The following is a 16,087-nucleotide window of genomic DNA, read 5'->3' as shown; positions in this document are numbered from 1 at the left end:
CAACTTTTTCTATCATGCTGTTTTGCAGGAGGACTTATTGGTCGATGCTTATTAGCCAGTATTTGCGATAGTTTATGCTTTAAAAATCATCCAATAATTTTAGAAAGGACGTATAAACGTCTTTTTTTTATTTGCAAAAATAGTTTAAAAAGATTATACTTCCATTAACTAACCACTGGTTAGTTGTTGAGAAATCAATAGTTCATAAGAAAGCAGAAACGATGATGAAACAGACTTTTTACCAAGTGGCAACAAAATATACGGCTAAAAAATATCATATCAGTCCTCATATTTTTAAAGTGACGTTTGACTTATTAATCTTTCCAGTTAGTATCTGGGTTGTAGAAAATCACGGTTCCTACTTTTTGATCGATACAGGCATGGGGAATATGGCATCTTATGCTGTGGAGACTTATTTAGGCAGAAAGCCATTGGCTGCGGCCTTTTTGACACATGGCCATTCGGATCATGTGGGAGGAATCGCCCAGCTCAAGAACTTATATCCAACCTTACCTCTGATGATAGACAGAAGAGAGCTACCTTACGTTTCGGGACAAAAGCCTTATCCAAGACGTAAAAAGGTGGAGTCAGTAGCTTTCGATACCGATTGGCTAGAAGATTTGGATAGTGAGAGAGCAAGCTCTCTCTTAGCAGATGCAGGGCTGGTACCGATTTTTACACCTGGGCACTCACCGGGGCATACCTGTTACTATCATGCTGAAGATAAGGTTCTGATTGCGGGAGATCTGCTGACGACCAGCCGATTTGGTCACCTAAAGCCGCCAATGAAAGCTTTCACGGCAGATATGCCTCAAGCTCTGGCGACAGCTCATGATCTTTTGCAGACCTATTCACAAACCTTGATCAGTGTCTGTCACGGAGGAGAAGTTGCCAATGCCCTAGAAGAAATGGAGAAGAGTAGATGGTATCAGAAAAAATAAGTCAGACTAAGGAGACTATCCTTGCCGCTGCCCAAAGCTTATTTCAAGAAAAAAACTATCAAACCGTGGGGGTACGAGAGATTGCTAAGCGTGCAGGTTGTTCACACACAGCCATTTACCTCTATTTTAAAAATAAAAGTGAGATTCTCTATGAGGTGGCGCATAAGCCCTTAGAAAAACTGTATCATACCTTACTTGCTCTGGAAGAGCAAGATTTGACACCCAGTGTAAAATTATTAGAAGGAAGTCATATCTTCATACAGTTTGGCTTTGATAACTATAATTCTTTCTCCCTGCTTTTTCTAGATGATGGTGAACGTGTGGATCAAGAGCAATTTACCTATCCCATTAGTGAGCTTCGGATGAAGAGTTTCCAACTTTTGAAAGAGACTGTTACTAGTCTACTGAGTCCTGATTTGACGCAGGAGGAAGCCATCAACGTTGTGCGCGGTGTTTATCTTTTTCTCCAAGGCATGGTAACTAATTATGCAGATGGTCAGACCAGTTACGATGAACGCCTGCGTACTATCGTAACAGACTATTTAACCTACACAATTATCCAAAAAAGGAAGGAAGAATGTCAATGACTCATTCTTATTTATTGGTTATTGATATGCAAACGGATTATGTTGGAAAGGGAAAATATCGCTCCAATTCCCAATTATTGTCAGCGATTAATGGTAAAATAGCCAGCTATCCTGAAGGTCATGTGATTTATATTGTCAATCGTTTCTGGTGGGAGCTTAGTAGGAAGCCCAAGGTATTTGCTCAAGGTTTGTCGCTTGTGTCAGATCACGTATTTGAAAAACGCCGTGCATCTTGCCTAAGCAATACTGCCCTCTTGCCCTTCTTAAAGGAAAGAGAGGTCAGAGAGTTGGAAATTGTCGGTGTTGATGGCAATGCTTGTGTCAAGGCTTCTGCCTTAGCAGCGGCTCGGTCTGGATTCAAGGTCAGCCTAGATTTAAATGGTATTGGGGTTGCCAATCAGACCAAATTCACGAAAACAAAAGATAAATTACTGGCAGCAGGCAGCAGGAGTTTCTTTTGTGAATTAGAAAGGAGGCAGATCTAATTGTCCAGTATTATGATTAGCATTCGTTTTTTGTTAGAACTGGTAACTGTCATGGGGTTACTAGGCGGTCTTCTCACAGAAAAAACTTGGGCAGTCAAACTTAGCTTTGCCTTTATAGGCTTACTAATGGTGCTTGTCTGGAGCCGTTATGGTGCTCCCAAATCATCTCAGGCTTTGACAGGTCTTTCTAAATTAGGCTTGGAGGTTCTTGCTTTTGGGCTTGGATCAGTAGGGGCTTTCGTTCTTTATGGGAAACATATTGGCTGGTGCTATACGCTGATTGCCCTAGGGGATTTGCTTGGAATCTATCTACTGGGCTTAAATTAGTGTTGAGATTTTTGAAAAAACCACCCTTTAATCCGTCTTTCAACTAATTAAAGGGTGGTTTTTAGGAATGCTGGATTATTTTAAAAAAAACGCTGTGGGAATGTAAGCATATCTTTAGCAACAATCTCTTGGTAGCGATCAGCCGTCATGATTTTTTCAGGAGCTTGATCCGATTTTTACAGGCTGTGCTGGAAAAAGGCTTATCACCATATTTCTGAAAATAAATCCTACCTAGTTGAGCTAAGCTCAGGCTCTTCCCGAGATCGAAGATTTTAGTTAGGAGGCCATTGAAAGGCAGGTAGCCTAATTCAGTTAAAACCAAGCAGTCGATCTCATTTAGCGAATAATTATCTAAACTTTGGTTTTTAATAACATCAAGATAATTAAGCAAATTAGCCATGAAATTTACCCTCCGCAATTGAGGGCATTATGCCACAATTTTAATTTAATCAGAATTTATAGCTGACTAGATCTGTCAGCTGAGTTTGAACGAGATGGATATGATTTGTTATAATGGTAACTGACGTAATGATTGGCTCTGGAAAATATAGTTTCAAGAGATTTTTTGATCTAAATAATAATAGGAGGTGAGAGCGATGGTCGATAAGCTTAAGTTTACCTGCCCAGGAATTTTTGAAGGGGGGCAATTTCCTATTGATAATACAGGACGTGGGAAAGATCAATCGCCTGCTTTCTACCTCGACAATCTATCGCCTCAGGCCCAAGTACTCGCTATTATCTTAGAAGATTTAACCCACCCTCTGAAGAAGGAATTTACTCACTGGTTAATATGGAATATCCCAGCTTCTAGTCGTATTCCATCAGGTTTGATGGGCGGGTTTGAAGCAGAGAATTTACCTTCGGCGCGTCAAGGATTGGCTTATAGAGGATACCGTTATGCAGGTCCTAGACCACCCTTGGGGCAAACGCATGACTACCGCTTTACGGTCTATGTCTTAGACCAGTCTATGGAGCTAGGCAGATGGACGTGGAAACCCCAGCTTTTAAAGGCTATGCAGGGACATATCTTACAAAAAGGACAGCTAACCGCTAGTTTTGGTAGTGAAAAACCACTGACGCCAATTCCAGCGAGCTAAAAGCAGAAAAAAGCTAGGAGGGCTAATGATTCTTGTTTTTAATCCAGGTCGGCTGACAGGTCAGCCTTTTTTCCGAGATCTAATAAATTATCTCTATAAGCGTAATGATGTGAGCTTGAGACAGATCAAACAGGACTTTCCTCAAGTTAAGCAGCTAGAGCGCAGTTTAGAAGAGTATATACAAGCTGGTTACATCAGACGGTATCAACGCCGCTATTATCTTCAAATACAACTGACGGAAAATGAAGACCAGCTGCAGGAAATTCACTTAGATGATAGCCTATTTATTGACAGTCTCAGCCCCGCCTACCAAAAACTCTTAACCTTAGAATTTAGTACGCGTCTTGCTAATAAGACTAATCAGGCTGTCTTGATCGAACAGACAGACTTTGCTAGAACGCGTCTTACCTTATCCAATTATTTTTACAAACTTAAATCGGGTTACCCTCTATCTCAAGAACAGCAGATCCTTTATGCTATTCTGGGAGATGTTAATCCTGAGTATGCGCTCAAGTATATGACCACTTTTCTTTTGAAATTTGGTCGCAAGGATAGGGTTAAACAGAAGCGACCGGATATTTTTGTCCAAAGTTTGGTTATTTTAGGCTACATAGCAGAAATAGAGGATCAGACATACAGTCTAACGATGACATTTGATCATGAAAAACTAATTTTTCACGTATAAAAAGAGCCAAGACGAGGCTCTTTTTGCATGCAGTAATTTTATTGCTTGTGCATCGGGTGCTTTCTCATCCCTAAAAACTAAGCCTGTTAGTTAAAAGTACAGGCCGCCGTCATATCATCACAAAGTTAAGCTTATTTTGTCTCTGTCACCATAAGATAGAGAAAATAAGGTGCTCCAATGATAGCAACGATAATACCCGTTGGAATACCTGTACCTACCAGGAAAATACGACCAATAGTATCTGCAATGAGTAAAAGAATCATACCAATAAGCATGGAGGCAGGGAGACTGATCTGATGTTGATTGCCTAACCAACGCTTGGTAATGTGACCAGCGACGAGACCAACAAAGGTGATATTTCCAACTAGAACAACGCTGAGTGAAGCAAGAGCTGTTGCTAACACCAAGACAATCAGACGTTCCCGCTGCAGGCGAAGTCCCAAAGCAAGGGCTGTCTGCTCATTAAGATTCATGATATTGAGAGATTTACTGCGGCTAAATGTTACTAGCCAGATAAGAAAGAGAACAGGAGCGAAGGATACTAGAGTTGTCCAGTCATTACCTGTAATTTTCCCGCTCAGCCAGGAAATAATATACTCCATCTTATTATCATCGCTTTGGCTAACAATTGCAATCATGATGCCTGAAAGCATGCTAGAAACCCCAACGCCTGTAATAATGAGACGGGTAGGACTGATATCATGATTCTTTTGCCAAGACATCAGGTAAACGAGGAGCATAGCTCCAGCTCCACCAAACATAGATAGAATAGGAAGTAAGCTAGTAGTTTCAATACTGCTAGCATTGAGAACACTGATTGCAATCGCCATAAGGAGCCCTGCTCCAGCATTAATTCCTAGGATTCCCGAATCGGCCAAGGAATTTTTAGTCAAGGTCTGTAAGAGGGTTCCTGCCAAAGCGAGAGATGCTCCACCTAGCATGCAAGCTAAGATACGCGGCAGCCGAATTCTGATGATGATGAAACTAGTTGCCGGTTCACTTTGGCCGATAAGCAGGTCAAAGATATCCTTCAGTGAGGATTGAGCATAGCCGATAGACAGCGATAAAATAATAACTAATAAGAGCAGACTGATAAGTAAAGTAAAATGTTTAGCCGGAAAGAATGGTTCCTTCATAGGTGTCCTCCTTTTCTAACCAACCATAGGAAACAAGGAAGACCGACTAGGCAGACAAGAGCACTGATAGGAACTTCTGTTGGGGGATTGAGTGTTCGGCTGACCACATCGACCCAAATCATAAAGGTAGCCCCTGCAAAAGCTGTCAGTGGAAGCAGATAGCGGTAGTCCCTAACGATGAAAATTCGGATGAAATGTGGGACGATTAGACCGATGAAAGCTATAGAACCAACTAGAGCCACGGCTCCAGCCGATAGGAGTAAGACAATACCTAAAAGTATAAAACTAATAGCAGTTGTACGCTGTCCCAAGGCTTTTGAGACGGTTTCGTCAAGACTTAAAATTGTCAGCTGATGTGATAGCAATTGAGCAAGGAATAAGCCTGCTACAATAAAGGGGGTAATAATAACCAGCATTTTCCAATTAATCTGAGAAAAGCCTCCAGCCTGCCAGCCGATAATACTCGTTTCTAAGTGAAAATAGAGAGTTATGGCTTGACCTATAGATGCACAAAGGGTAGAGGTCATAGCTCCAGCTAAAATAAGCCTAATAGGGTGGTATCCTTTTCGCGGCTGATAAGACAGACCAAAGATCAAACAGGCTGTCACAAAAGATCCCAGTAAACAGACGAAAAGAATAGCTGTATAATGTAAACTGCCCCAAATAGCATATCCAATGATTAAGGCGAGTCCAGCTCCAGCATTGATTCCTAGCAACCCAGGATCGGCAATAGGATTGCGAGTAACGCCTTGCATAATGGCACCAGCTTGGGCCATGGCTGCCCCGACTAGCATAGCCGCTAGTAATCTTGGCAGACGCAAATCAATGATGACATCCTGCAGTGATGAGTCATATAAAGGATGCTTAATGACTTGCCAAAGCTGATGTTGACTGTAGTTAACAGCCCCAAAACGCAAAGCCATGTAGCAGGCGACGATAAAAAATGCTAAGATGATGAAAAAAATAAGCCAAGTCTTGCTTGGCTTATTTTTCTGACCAAGAAGTGTTTCTTCTTTGTTCATTAAATCCCTTTCCCTTATTGTTCAGCCTTCCTAACAGCATCAACGAAGGCAGGTAACTGTTTGTCTAAGGACATTGGATCAGAGAAGTAAAAGAGAGCTTCGTCAACTTCTAGAACGTGCTTATTTTGAACAGCAGGGACATTTTGCCAAACATCGCTCTCTTTAAGAGAGGCAGCAGAGTTTTTGGTAGCCTTGCTGACGTTAAGTAACGCATAATCACCGATATAGTCCCCAATGACTTCTTGAGAAACACCAAAGTAACCGGTTTTAAAAACATCGTCTTGAACCTTTTGTGGTGCAGCATAGCCCAAAGCATCATAAATCAGTTCACCACCGCGTCCCCAATTCTTGCCATACAGATAGATGTCTTTATCATAGAAATCCATGACGGTAAAGGTGGTGTTCTTAGGAAGGATACTGCTAAGCTCCTTTTTGGCCTTGCCTGTTTTTGTTTTCCAATTTTTGAGCCAAGCCTGGGCTTTATCCTCCTTATCGAAGACCTTTCCTAAATCAGTTAGCATTTGTAAGTAGTCTCGCTTACCGTACTCAATCACTAAAACAGGTGCGATTTCCCTGAGCTGTTTGATATTTTTATCGGTTGAAAAAGCGATGATAAGATCAGGTTTTTCAGCAGCAATAGCTTCGGTATCCTCAGATGTGAGTTTTTTGGCACCTTTAAGCTGATCACCGAAAGCAGGGCTGTCCTTTTCATTATCTAAAGAATAGCTGGAAACATCAACACCTAGTTCTAGGAGGTAACCCGTATAAGAGTAGGCAAAATTAACAACTTTTTTAGGGTTTTTAGGCACCTTGCCGTAGTAGGTAAAGCCTTCAATTTTAGGTTTGTCGGAAACCTCTTTGTCCTTATTTTTTGCTTGGTTTCCGCAAGCCGCAAGAACAAAGACGGCCAGTACGGCCAAAAAGGCCGTTAAAATTTTCTTCATAAGTTTTCTCCTCTTTATCAAGATACAAAGCCGTTAAGCACTCCAAGGAAAAATAGGGGACCAGCCGAAGAATCAGTAAGATTCTGAGCAGGTGAGTATTTTTTCACAGGAGTGTAGGCGTGTTCAATTACTAAGATACAAAGCCGTTAAGCACTTCAAAGAAAAATAAGGAACCTGACGAGGAATTAGCGAGATTCTGAGCAGGTGAGTATTTTTTCACAGGAGTGTAGGCGTGTTCAATTACTAAGATACAAAGCCGTTAAGCACTTCAAAGAAAAATAGGGAACCTGACGAGGAATTAGCGAGATTCTGAGCAGGTGAGTCTTTTTTCGCAGGAGTGTAGGCGTGTTCAATTATCAAGATACATAGAAGCAATTCGCTTGGTAATAGCGAAAATCTCTGACGGAAAAAAACTCATAAGGTCTGGGGACCTTTTAAGGTTGTACTTAGGATGATGAACGACAGCGCATCACAAATATAGGAGCCGTGTCCTTGTACACAAGGGAGTCGTTTTTTTCCGAAACGATTAGCTTCATGCTCAATTGAAATCAATCTATTTTATCAGCTGGTAAGTCAGCAGAATAGGGCAGTGATGGATAGGATCTTCAGCTAGCAATGCTTCAATTCTGAAGATCTCCTTTAAAATATCAGGGGTCATAATCTGATCGACAGGGCCTTCGTAGCGAATTTCCCCATCCTTTAAAGCAACAAGGTGATCAGAAAAACGAGCTGATAAATTGAGATCGTGCAGCACCATGATAATTGTCTTGCCAGCCTCTTGATTAAGATCTCGAAGCAATTCCAAAATTTCTAGCTGATGATTCATGTCTAAATAGGTAGTCGGCTCATCCAAAAAGATAGTATCAGTATCTTGAGCGAGAGCCATGGCAATCCAGACGCGCTGGCGCTGACCGCCGGATAGACTGTCAACATCAACCTTGGCAAATTCGGTCACCCCAGTAACTTCCATAGCCCAGTGAATCTTGTTGCGATCTTCCTGAGTCAAACTACCCAAATATTTTTGATGAGGAAAGCGACCATAGGAAATCAAATCGTAAACAGAGATACCCTGAGTAGCCTCTAAAACCTGCGGAAGAAGTGCTAACTTTTTGGCAACTTCTTTAGTTGATAGATTAGCAATGGATTGTCCATCTAGATAAATCTGTCCTTGTTTAATAGCTTGAATTCGAGTCAGGGCTTTGAGTAAAGTAGACTTACCGCAGCCATTAGCCCCAATAATGGTGGTAATTTCACCTTCAGGAAGACTTAGAGATAGGTCATCAATAATAACTTGGTGATCATAGGCAACCTGAATCTGGTCTGCACAAATCTTTGACATAGAACCTCCTTTCAAAAGATATAAAAAGTACTTCAAAGGTCCTAGCCCTTTGAAAGGGAAAAATGAAGCTAACAAAGCTAACCACATTAATTCACGAAACTAGACAATTGGCTAACAAATCCAACAAGTATCAATGAAAAATCGCAATAAAAATTGATCTATCAGGTTAAACATTATGAGAATTTGAGGCCAGACAGAGCTGTCTCCAGTTCGTGTTCCACTAAGTAAGATACCAAGGACAAAATACATTTGGCCTAGCGAGAAACCTAAAGTGAGCGTGCTCAGCCTAGAGAGCAGGATAAGAATCCGTGGATGGAGACTTGATTTTCTTCACTTTTCTATCTCTTAACTTGGTCAAAACATGCATTTTCGCCTTTATTGATACAGCCTATTGAGGCAAGTATCGGAAGTTTGACAGCCACACTTGGCGAGCTGTCTATGTCAGGGAATAAAACGACATCTTTAGATTCCAAAGCCGCCAGATTGACTAGCTCTGGCCTCGGAATCTTTTCACATTATAACACAGGAATTTTTAATTTGGAACAGCTTATTGAATATTTTTAAACAAGGCAAAAGCCAAGTCCCCCAAGGGATTTGGCTCCTTGTAATGATTCTAAATAAGAGGTTTTATTAATAATTATTAGCAGTTCCTAGAGATACCTCTTGGCAACACTCAGATCGCCATCATAAGCTGCTCGTTGGCCATTAACAATCTGAAAAGCGTCCGCTCCTTTTCCCGCGATGATAACAGCATCTTTTTCTCCTTGCGTCAATTGAAGAGCAGTTTCAATTGCTTCTTCTCTGTCGACAATAATATCAACAGGGCGATTAATATAACTGGCAATTTCCTGCGAGATAGTTAAGGGATCTTCCTTGTTGGGATCATCAGCTGTTAAGATCACCCTTAATTGGGGGTATTGATTGATAACCTTCCCAAAATCAGCACGGCGGCTCTCACCTTTATTACCTGGAGCACCAAGAATCAAAACAGCTACCCCAGTCTGGTGTTGGGTTACAACACTGAGCAATTTGTGCAGACTATCGCCGTTGTGGGCGTAGTCGACAAAAACCTTAGCCCCATTATTTTGGGTTAAGACCTCCATGCGTCCTGGAACGGACGTTTGTGCAATACCAGCCTGTATGTCCAGTTGGCTAGCCCCCAAACGCAAGCAGGCAAGTCCAGCAGCGAGAGCATTTTCCTGATTGAAATCACCGATCAGCTGAATATCGTAATGACCTGCCAATTTTCCAGTTGCTGCAAAACTAAAGGCCTGTCCCTCTTCAATCTGATTGTCTGATACCTGACCGTAGAAATCGTGGGGAAGGTCTGCTACTTGGTCACGGACAATTTCAAAATGCTCCATACCACTATTAACGATGGCAGCACGGCTGTTATCCATAAGCAGACGCTTGTGATAGAAATAATCTTCAAAACTAGGATGTTCAATGGGACCGATATGATCAGGACTGATATTGAGAAAAACACCAACGTCAAAGGTTAAACCATAAACACGCTTAACTAAAAAGGCCTGACTGGAAACCTCCATAATCAGATGAGAACGCCCATTATCCACAGCTTTAGCCATCATTCTAAAGAGATCGAGGCTTTCAGGAGTTGTTAGGGTTGACTTAAAAAAGGTTTCACCATCTAAAGTCGTATTCATGGTGGATAACATAGCTGGCTTTTGGCTTTGTTTTAAAATGTTATAGGCAAAATAAGCTGCTGTCGTTTTCCCTTTAGTACCTGTAAAGGCAAGCAATTGCAGCTTATTTTGGGGATTATCGTAAAACGTCATAGCAATCAAACTCATAGCTTGTTTGATATCGTTAACTAGGATAGCAGGGATGCCCATCTCGTAATCTTGCTCAGAAACGTAAAATTTCAGCCCAGCAGCAACAGCACTTTCCAGAAATTCTCTGCGAAAGGCTGCCCCCTTAACAAAAAAGAGAGTTGAGTCATCAACGTCACGGCTGTCATAACTCAATTTACTGAAAGATACCCCTTTCCAGCTATAATAAAAATGGCCATCCAGACTAATATCTCTAAAATTTTTATCTTGCTTAAGTATCTCAAGCACACGTGTCATTGTAATCATGGTTACTATTTTAGACTTAAAGTTACTGTTTTACAAGTCACAGGCAAAAGTTTATAATAAAATCTAGTGAATTTTTGGAAAGAGGCAGTATGTCAGAAGAAAAAAAAATAACACAAAATGAGAAGATGGTCAGAGGAACTTTCTGGTCAACAACAGGCAATACTCTTAGCCGTCTCCTCGGAGCTCTCTACATTATTCCTTGGTATGCTTGGATGGGACAATCCGCCAGTCAGGCCAACGCCCTCTATGGTATGGGCTACAATATTTATGCCTACTTTCTCCTGCTGTCTACGACGGGGATAAATGTAGCCGTGGCTAAGCAAATTGCCAAATATAATGCCATGGATAAGGAAGACCACTCTATCCATCTCATTCGGAGCTTCCTAAAGGTCATGCTCATTGTTGGCCTCGTTTTTGCTGCGATTATGTACTTTGGTTCGCCGCTTTTTGCGATTTTTTCTGGCTCAGGAAAAGAGCTGATACCAGTTATCCACAGTCTCTCGTTTGCAGTTCTGGTATTTCCTGCAATGAGTGTTATTAGAGGAGTTTTCCAAGGCTACAGTGACTTTAAGCCTTATGCCATGAGTCAGATGTTTGAGCAGTTGGTGCGTGTCATTTGGATGTTGCTGACTGCCTATATGATCATGCAGGTGGGTTCAGGAGATTATGTGGCTGCTGTCAGTCAATCAACCTTTGCTGCCTTTATTGGTATGATTGCCAGTATGGCCGTTCTCCTATATTATTTGCAAAAGGCTGGTCTGCTCAAAAAAATATTTGCCAAACAGACACAAAAAATTACGATTGATACCCTAGCCCTGCTGAAGGAAACCTTTAAGGAAGCTATTCCTTTTATTATCACCGGTTCAGCTATTCAAACCTTGCAGTTGATCGATCAAGGAACCTTTAATAATACCTTATCCGTTATAACAGATCTGAGCCGCAAGGAACTCAATGAGCTTTTTGCCTATCTATCTTCCAATCCTAGTAAAATCAACATGATTTTAATTTCAGTAGCGACCTCCATCGGTGGTGTAGGGATCCCTGTTCTAACAGAATCTTATGTGCAAAAGGACAAGGAAAGCCTGCGAAAGGTTGTCGTTAATAATTTGCAGATGCTGTGGATTTTCACCTTTCCAGCTGTTGTCGGCTCTTTAATTTTAGCCAAGCCTATCTATACTGTTTTCTATGGCTTACCCGAAAAAGATGCCCTCTATCTTTTTATTGGAGTAATGGCAGAGACCTTACTCTTAGCGCTTTATTCTCTGATGGCTCCTATGCTGCAAGCTCTCTTTGAGAACCGCAAGGCTATTGAATATTTTCTCTGGGGAATGGCGATTAAGCTGGTCTTTCAAATTCCCATGCTCTTTGTTTTTGGTGCTTATGGCCCTCTGGTATCTACAGCGCTCGCTCTCTGGATTCCCATTGTCTTTATGTATTTCAAAATTCAGGAAGTCACAGATTTTGATCACGCCGATATTAGACGTGCTTTCATTAGCATTTTTTGGATGACAGCCTTAATGGGGATAGTGGTTAGCTTAGGCTATTTGGGTCTACATTATTTCTATCCGGTGGCTGGACGAACCTCCAGCTTGGTTTATCTAGTGCTGCTCGGTGGTCTCGGGGTGGCTGTATACGCCTATCTCTCCTTACGGACACGCCAGATTGACAGTATTATTGGCAGTCGTGCTGATAGTTTACGGCGCAAGCTTAGAATATCCTAATCCTAGGTTAGGATAAATTTTATCAAACTCTTAAGCCCCTTTTTAAGGCCTGACCGACATCTTTGCCTACCAAGTGAAGCAATAATCTGATTATGTAGGCTTTGTTTACAGCCAGCCTTAACATTAACAGTACAATCAAGAATAAATACAAATAAGGAAGTGAAGGGAGTGACTTTCTGCGAAAGACTATGACCTGCCATTTCCTTTTTGTTATAGCATTTTTTTATAACAGCCTATCGATAATAAATATTGGCATGTTCCAGATTTTGGGAAAAAATCGTGCTAAAATAAAGAACAAAAAGGAGGCCTATTGATGACAGAACAATATAAATTAGCGACCTTGCTGGCACACGCAGGAATTAATTCTGATAAGGAGACAGGAGCGCTTGCTTCTCCAATCCATTTTTCAACAACGTATCAGCATCCCGAATTTGGCCAATCGACTGGTTTTGATTATACTCGCACTAAAAATCCGACCCGAGCAACGCTGGAACAAACTTTAGCGGCTATTGAACAGGCGGATTATGCGATTGCAACAAGTTCAGGAATGAGTGCTATTGTCTTGGCTTTTGAGATTTTTCCAGTCGGCAGTCATGTGGTGGCCGCACGCGATTTATATGGTGGTTCCTTTCGCTGGTTTAATGATAAGGAGAAGGAAGGCCGTTTCTTTTTTGATTATGCCAATACTGAGGCCGAAATGCTGGCAGCCATTACAGATACTACCGATATTGTCTATATTGAAACCCCAACCAATCCGCTGATGGTTGAATTTAATATTGAGAAAATTGCTAACCTAGCCCATGAGAAGGGGGCTGCTGTTATCGTGGATAATACCTTCTACAGTCCAATTTATCAAACTCCTATCACTCTGGGAGCTGATATTGTTGTCCATTCGGCGACCAAGTATTTAGCTGGACACAATGACGTTTTAGCTGGGGTAGTTATTACGAGTAATCAAGATTATTACGACAAACTTTTTTATAATCTCAATACAACCGGTCCCAACCTATCGCCTTTTGATAGTTATATGCTGATGCGTGGTTTAAAAACACTGAAGCTTCGTATGGAAGCTTCCACAGCTAATGCGAAACAAGTAGTGGCCTTTTTAGAACAATCTCCAGCAGTTAAAGAAGTTCTCTTTACAGGTAAGGGAGGGATGATTTCTTTTAAGGTTGTGAATAAAGATACTATCCCATCCCTTATCAATCAATTGCAGGTTTTTACCTTTGCTGAAAGCTTGGGTGGAGTAGAAAGTCTGATTACCTATCCGGCGACTCAGACTCACGCTGATATCCCAGCAGATGTCCGGGCTTCTTACGGCCTGACTGACGATTTGCTGCGCCTCTCGATAGGTATTGAAGATGCAGATGACCTAGTAGCTGATTTAAAACAAGCCTTAGAAGGCTAAGTATGAAAGAAGGATTGCATGACACATTACGATTTTACAACCCTACCCAACCGACTTGGTAACCACTCTGTCAAATGGAAGGAAGTGGAGGAAGATAAGGATTTGCTTCCCCTTTGGGTGGCAGATATGGATTTCTTAACCTTTCCAGAAATGCAAACTGCTATTCAGCGCTATACTGATTTTGGAGTTTACGGCTATCCCTATATTTGGGATGGTGTAGTTGAGGCCATTCAAAATTGGGAAAGAGCAGAGCATGGCTATCAGGTGGATAAGGAAGCCATTGTTCTTATTGAAGGGGTTGTCCCTGCTATATCAGTAGCCATTCAGGCTTTTACTCGAAAACAAGATGCAGTTCTTATCAATACACCGGTTTATCCTCCCTTTGCCCGCTCTGTCAAACTCAACGACCGCCGATTGATTGAAAATTCTTTGGTGGAAAGAAATGGTCATTTTGAACTTGATTTTGATCAGTTAGAAAAAGATATCGTAGAAAATCAAGTCAAACTTTATGTTTTTTGCAGTCCTCATAATCCTGGAGGACGGGTCTGGACAGCTAAGGAATTGCAAAAAGTAGCAGAGCTCTGCCAGAAACATGGAGTTATTCTGGTTTCAGATGAGATTCATCAGGATTTAGCCCTGTTTAATCATAAACATCACAGTATCAATACTGTCGGTGACTTTGGTCAGTTCAGTCTGGTTCTCTCCAGTGCCACAAAAACCTTCAATGTTGCCGGAACTAAAAATAGCTTTGCGATCATTGAAAATCCGGAATTACGAGTTCAATTTAAGAAGCGTCAACTAGCTAATAATCAGCATGAAGTTCCGACTATCGGCTTGATAACAACAGAGGCTGCCTTTCGTTACGGCAAACCTTGGTTGACCGAATTAAAAGCGCTTCTGGAAAAGCACAGCGATTTTCTAGCAAACTATCTAGAGCAGCATACTAAGATCAAGGTCATGAAACCAGAAGGCACCTACCTTGTATGGTTGGATTTCTCAGCCTATAATCTATCAGACGAGGAGCTTCACAAAAAAATCAAAGAAGAAGCCAAGCTCATCCTCAATGTCGGATCGACCTTTGGTAAGGAAGGTGTAGGTCATGCCCGCCTCAACCTTGCTACTCCTACATCAGTCCTGCAGGAAGCCTGTGAACGATTGGCTAAAGCTTTTCCAAAATAATGAGGCTATATAAGTAGATAAGAGGTGCTGACTCTTTCTTTGTCTTGTATACAAGTCTTTTGCTTCCATCATAGTATGGAAGTTTTTTCTTATGAAGTAAAATCTACAAGGAATAAGATGAGATCAAAAAATTCTAAAAATTGGGGTAGCCCCCTTTTGTTTATAGGGTCTATAGACAGTCTTGGAATGGATAGCTGTAGGTTTAACGGTTCCTAGTTGATGCCATTTTTCTAATGAAATAACAGTTATGCCCGTTAAAATCTCGGCCTATTTGGTATAATAAAGAAAATAATCTTAGAAAGAAGGCAAGCTTCTTGTAAGCTAATGTATTATGGGAAAATTTCAAGTTATTTCACACCCACTGATCCAACACAAACTCTCAATTCTGCGTCGTGAAGATACGTCCACGAAAAACTTTCGTGAATTGGTCAATGAAATTGCTATGCTTATGGGATATGAGGTTTCGCGTGACCTTCCACTAGAAGATGTAGAGATTCAAACACCAATGACCAAGACAGTACAAAAGCAGTTAGCTGGTAAAAAATTGGCTATTGTTCCTATTCTTCGAGCAGGTATTGGCATGGTTGATGGTCTTGTAAGTCTAGTACCAGCTGCCAAGGTCGGTCATATTGGTATGTATCGCGATGAGGAGACTTTGCAGCCTGTAGAGTATTTGGTCAAACTGCCTGAGGATATTGATCAGCGGCAGATTTTCTTAGTAGATCCTATGCTGGCAACTGGCGGCTCGGCTATTTTGGCTGTGGACTCTCTTAAAAAACGCGGTGCAGCTAACATCAAATTTGTCTGTCTAGTCGCAGCACCGGAAGGAGTCAAAGCACTTCAAGAAGCTCATCCCGACATTGATATTTATACGGCAGCCCTCGATGAAAAGTTAAATGATAACGGCTACATTGTACCTGGGCTTGGTGATGCTGGCGATCGTCTCTTTGGTACCAAATAGGTCTGTAGATTTACTTGGCCATCTTGTCTAACAGTCTGTTTGCTGGACTGTTTTTTTATGAAATTGTGAAAAGTGAGTTTTTTATTTGACCTTTTTTGACCAAATAGATATAATAAGGTCACGTTTTAGTAATGAAACATGGATTCGTCCTCAGAAAAG

16 protein-coding genes are annotated in these 16,087 nt (G+C 41.4%); 10 read left to right on the top strand and 6 right to left on the bottom strand.

Annotated elements, in window-relative coordinates:
• Positions 1-221: 221 nt before the first annotated feature.
• From ACVR1G_RS02755 to ACVR1G_RS02740, 4 genes are read left to right on the top strand one after another with little or no spacing between them, the layout of a single operon-like run.
• Complete coding sequence (locus tag ACVR1G_RS02755; protein WP_447451692.1) at positions 222-941, top strand: MBL fold metallo-hydrolase; 720 nt, start codon at positions 222-224, stop codon at positions 939-941.
• On the top strand, positions 923-1,528 hold the full coding sequence (locus tag ACVR1G_RS02750) for a TetR/AcrR family transcriptional regulator (RefSeq protein ID WP_447451691.1): 606 nt from the start codon (positions 923-925) through the stop codon (positions 1,526-1,528). Before ACVR1G_RS02755 ends, ACVR1G_RS02750 begins: the two co-directional genes overlap by 19 nt.
• Entirely contained in the window at positions 1,525-2,013 is a 489-nt protein-coding gene (locus ACVR1G_RS02745; protein ID WP_447451690.1) for a cysteine hydrolase family protein, read from the top strand. Before ACVR1G_RS02750 ends, ACVR1G_RS02745 begins: the two co-directional genes overlap by 4 nt.
• Positions 2,014-2,340 (top strand): DUF2568 domain-containing protein, encoded by a 327-nt coding sequence (locus ACVR1G_RS02740; RefSeq protein WP_447451689.1) that lies wholly within the window; start codon positions 2,014-2,016, stop codon positions 2,338-2,340.
• Between the two features lie 145 nt (positions 2,341-2,485).
• Here the strand turns inward: ACVR1G_RS02740 and ACVR1G_RS02735 are convergent, their stop codons facing one another.
• Positions 2,486-2,740 carry a hypothetical protein gene (locus ACVR1G_RS02735; RefSeq protein ID WP_447451688.1) on the bottom strand — a complete coding sequence of 85 codons (255 nt, stop codon included), beginning with the start codon at positions 2,738-2,740 and terminating at the stop codon, positions 2,486-2,488.
• Between the two features lie 196 nt (positions 2,741-2,936).
• Here ACVR1G_RS02735 and ACVR1G_RS02730 point away from each other — a divergent pair, with 196 nt between their 5' ends.
• Complete coding sequence (locus tag ACVR1G_RS02730; RefSeq protein ID WP_447451687.1) at positions 2,937-3,437, top strand: YbhB/YbcL family Raf kinase inhibitor-like protein; 501 nt, start codon at positions 2,937-2,939, stop codon at positions 3,435-3,437.
• A gap of 25 nt (positions 3,438-3,462) precedes the next feature.
• The gene (locus tag ACVR1G_RS02725; RefSeq protein ID WP_447451686.1) at positions 3,463-4,122 is read left to right on the top strand and encodes a DUF1803 domain-containing protein; all 660 of its coding nucleotides are present in this window, start codon (positions 3,463-3,465) and stop codon (positions 4,120-4,122) included.
• Positions 4,123-4,253: 131 nt separating this feature from the next.
• Here ACVR1G_RS02725 and ACVR1G_RS02720 read toward each other — a convergent pair whose 3' ends face one another.
• The 5 genes from ACVR1G_RS02720 to ACVR1G_RS02700 form a co-directional block, all read right to left on the bottom strand.
• Complete coding sequence (locus ACVR1G_RS02720) at positions 4,254-5,258, bottom strand: FecCD family ABC transporter permease (RefSeq protein ID WP_447451685.1); 1,005 nt, start codon at positions 5,256-5,258, stop codon at positions 4,254-4,256.
• On the bottom strand, positions 5,255-6,280 hold the full coding sequence (locus ACVR1G_RS02715; protein WP_447451684.1) for a FecCD family ABC transporter permease: 1,026 nt from the start codon (positions 6,278-6,280) through the stop codon (positions 5,255-5,257). The genes ACVR1G_RS02720 and ACVR1G_RS02715 overlap by 4 nt, the downstream gene beginning before the upstream one ends.
• 14 nt (positions 6,281-6,294) lie before the next feature.
• Positions 6,295-7,224 carry an ABC transporter substrate-binding protein gene (locus tag ACVR1G_RS02710; protein WP_447451683.1) on the bottom strand — a complete coding sequence of 310 codons (930 nt, stop codon included), beginning with the start codon at positions 7,222-7,224 and terminating at the stop codon, positions 6,295-6,297.
• 553 nt (positions 7,225-7,777) lie between these two features.
• Complete coding sequence (locus tag ACVR1G_RS02705) at positions 7,778-8,563, bottom strand: ABC transporter ATP-binding protein (RefSeq protein ID WP_447451682.1); 786 nt, start codon at positions 8,561-8,563, stop codon at positions 7,778-7,780.
• A gap of 650 nt (positions 8,564-9,213) precedes the next feature.
• Positions 9,214-10,659, bottom strand: coding sequence for a UDP-N-acetylmuramoyl-L-alanyl-D-glutamate--L-lysine ligase (locus tag ACVR1G_RS02700; protein WP_447451681.1), 1,446 nt, complete (start codon positions 10,657-10,659; stop codon positions 9,214-9,216).
• Positions 10,660-10,748: 89 nt separating this feature from the next.
• Between ACVR1G_RS02700 and ACVR1G_RS02695 the strand changes: the two genes are divergently transcribed.
• From ACVR1G_RS02695 to upp, 4 genes are all read left to right on the top strand, one after another.
• Complete coding sequence (locus ACVR1G_RS02695) at positions 10,749-12,380, top strand: putative polysaccharide biosynthesis protein (protein WP_447451680.1); 1,632 nt, start codon at positions 10,749-10,751, stop codon at positions 12,378-12,380.
• 313 nt (positions 12,381-12,693) lie between these two features.
• Positions 12,694-13,788, top strand: coding sequence for a cystathionine gamma-synthase (locus tag ACVR1G_RS02690; protein WP_447451679.1), 1,095 nt, complete (start codon positions 12,694-12,696; stop codon positions 13,786-13,788).
• A gap of 18 nt (positions 13,789-13,806) precedes the next feature.
• Positions 13,807-14,967, top strand: a complete 1,161-nt coding sequence (locus tag ACVR1G_RS02685) for a MalY/PatB family protein (protein ID WP_447451678.1) — start codon at positions 13,807-13,809, stop codon at positions 14,965-14,967.
• Between the two features lie 331 nt (positions 14,968-15,298).
• Positions 15,299-15,928, top strand: a complete 630-nt coding sequence (gene upp, locus ACVR1G_RS02680; protein ID WP_447451677.1) for a uracil phosphoribosyltransferase — start codon at positions 15,299-15,301, stop codon at positions 15,926-15,928.
• Positions 15,929-16,087: the final 159 nt, after the last annotated feature.

It is taken from the genome of Streptococcus dentasini (genome assembly GCF_053206945.1).
This window is presented reverse-complemented; position numbering and strand designations above follow the sequence as displayed.

Coding starts and splice junctions, on each gene's coding strand:
- ACVR1G_RS02715 (WP_447451684.1), bottom strand. CDS start 6,280: ATGAACAAAGAAGAAACACTTCTTGGTCAGAAAAATAAGCCAAGCAAG.
- upp (WP_447451677.1), top strand. CDS start 15,299: ATGGGAAAATTTCAAGTTATTTCACACCCACTGATCCAACACAAACTC.
- ACVR1G_RS02700 (WP_447451681.1), bottom strand. CDS start 10,659: ATGATTACAATGACACGTGTGCTTGAGATACTTAAGCAAGATAAAAAT.
- ACVR1G_RS02750 (WP_447451691.1), top strand. CDS start 923: ATGGTATCAGAAAAAATAAGTCAGACTAAGGAGACTATCCTTGCCGCT.
- ACVR1G_RS02745 (WP_447451690.1), top strand. CDS start 1,525: ATGACTCATTCTTATTTATTGGTTATTGATATGCAAACGGATTATGTT.
- ACVR1G_RS02710 (WP_447451683.1), bottom strand. CDS start 7,224: ATGAAGAAAATTTTAACGGCCTTTTTGGCCGTACTGGCCGTCTTTGTT.
- ACVR1G_RS02695 (WP_447451680.1), top strand. CDS start 10,749: ATGTCAGAAGAAAAAAAAATAACACAAAATGAGAAGATGGTCAGAGGA.
- ACVR1G_RS02725 (WP_447451686.1), top strand. CDS start 3,463: ATGATTCTTGTTTTTAATCCAGGTCGGCTGACAGGTCAGCCTTTTTTC.
- ACVR1G_RS02755 (WP_447451692.1), top strand. CDS start 222: ATGATGAAACAGACTTTTTACCAAGTGGCAACAAAATATACGGCTAAA.
- ACVR1G_RS02730 (WP_447451687.1), top strand. CDS start 2,937: ATGGTCGATAAGCTTAAGTTTACCTGCCCAGGAATTTTTGAAGGGGGG.
- ACVR1G_RS02705 (WP_447451682.1), bottom strand. CDS start 8,563: ATGTCAAAGATTTGTGCAGACCAGATTCAGGTTGCCTATGATCACCAA.
- ACVR1G_RS02685 (WP_447451678.1), top strand. CDS start 13,807: ATGACACATTACGATTTTACAACCCTACCCAACCGACTTGGTAACCAC.
- ACVR1G_RS02690 (WP_447451679.1), top strand. CDS start 12,694: ATGACAGAACAATATAAATTAGCGACCTTGCTGGCACACGCAGGAATT.
- ACVR1G_RS02720 (WP_447451685.1), bottom strand. CDS start 5,258: ATGAAGGAACCATTCTTTCCGGCTAAACATTTTACTTTACTTATCAGT.
- ACVR1G_RS02735 (WP_447451688.1), bottom strand. CDS start 2,740: ATGGCTAATTTGCTTAATTATCTTGATGTTATTAAAAACCAAAGTTTA.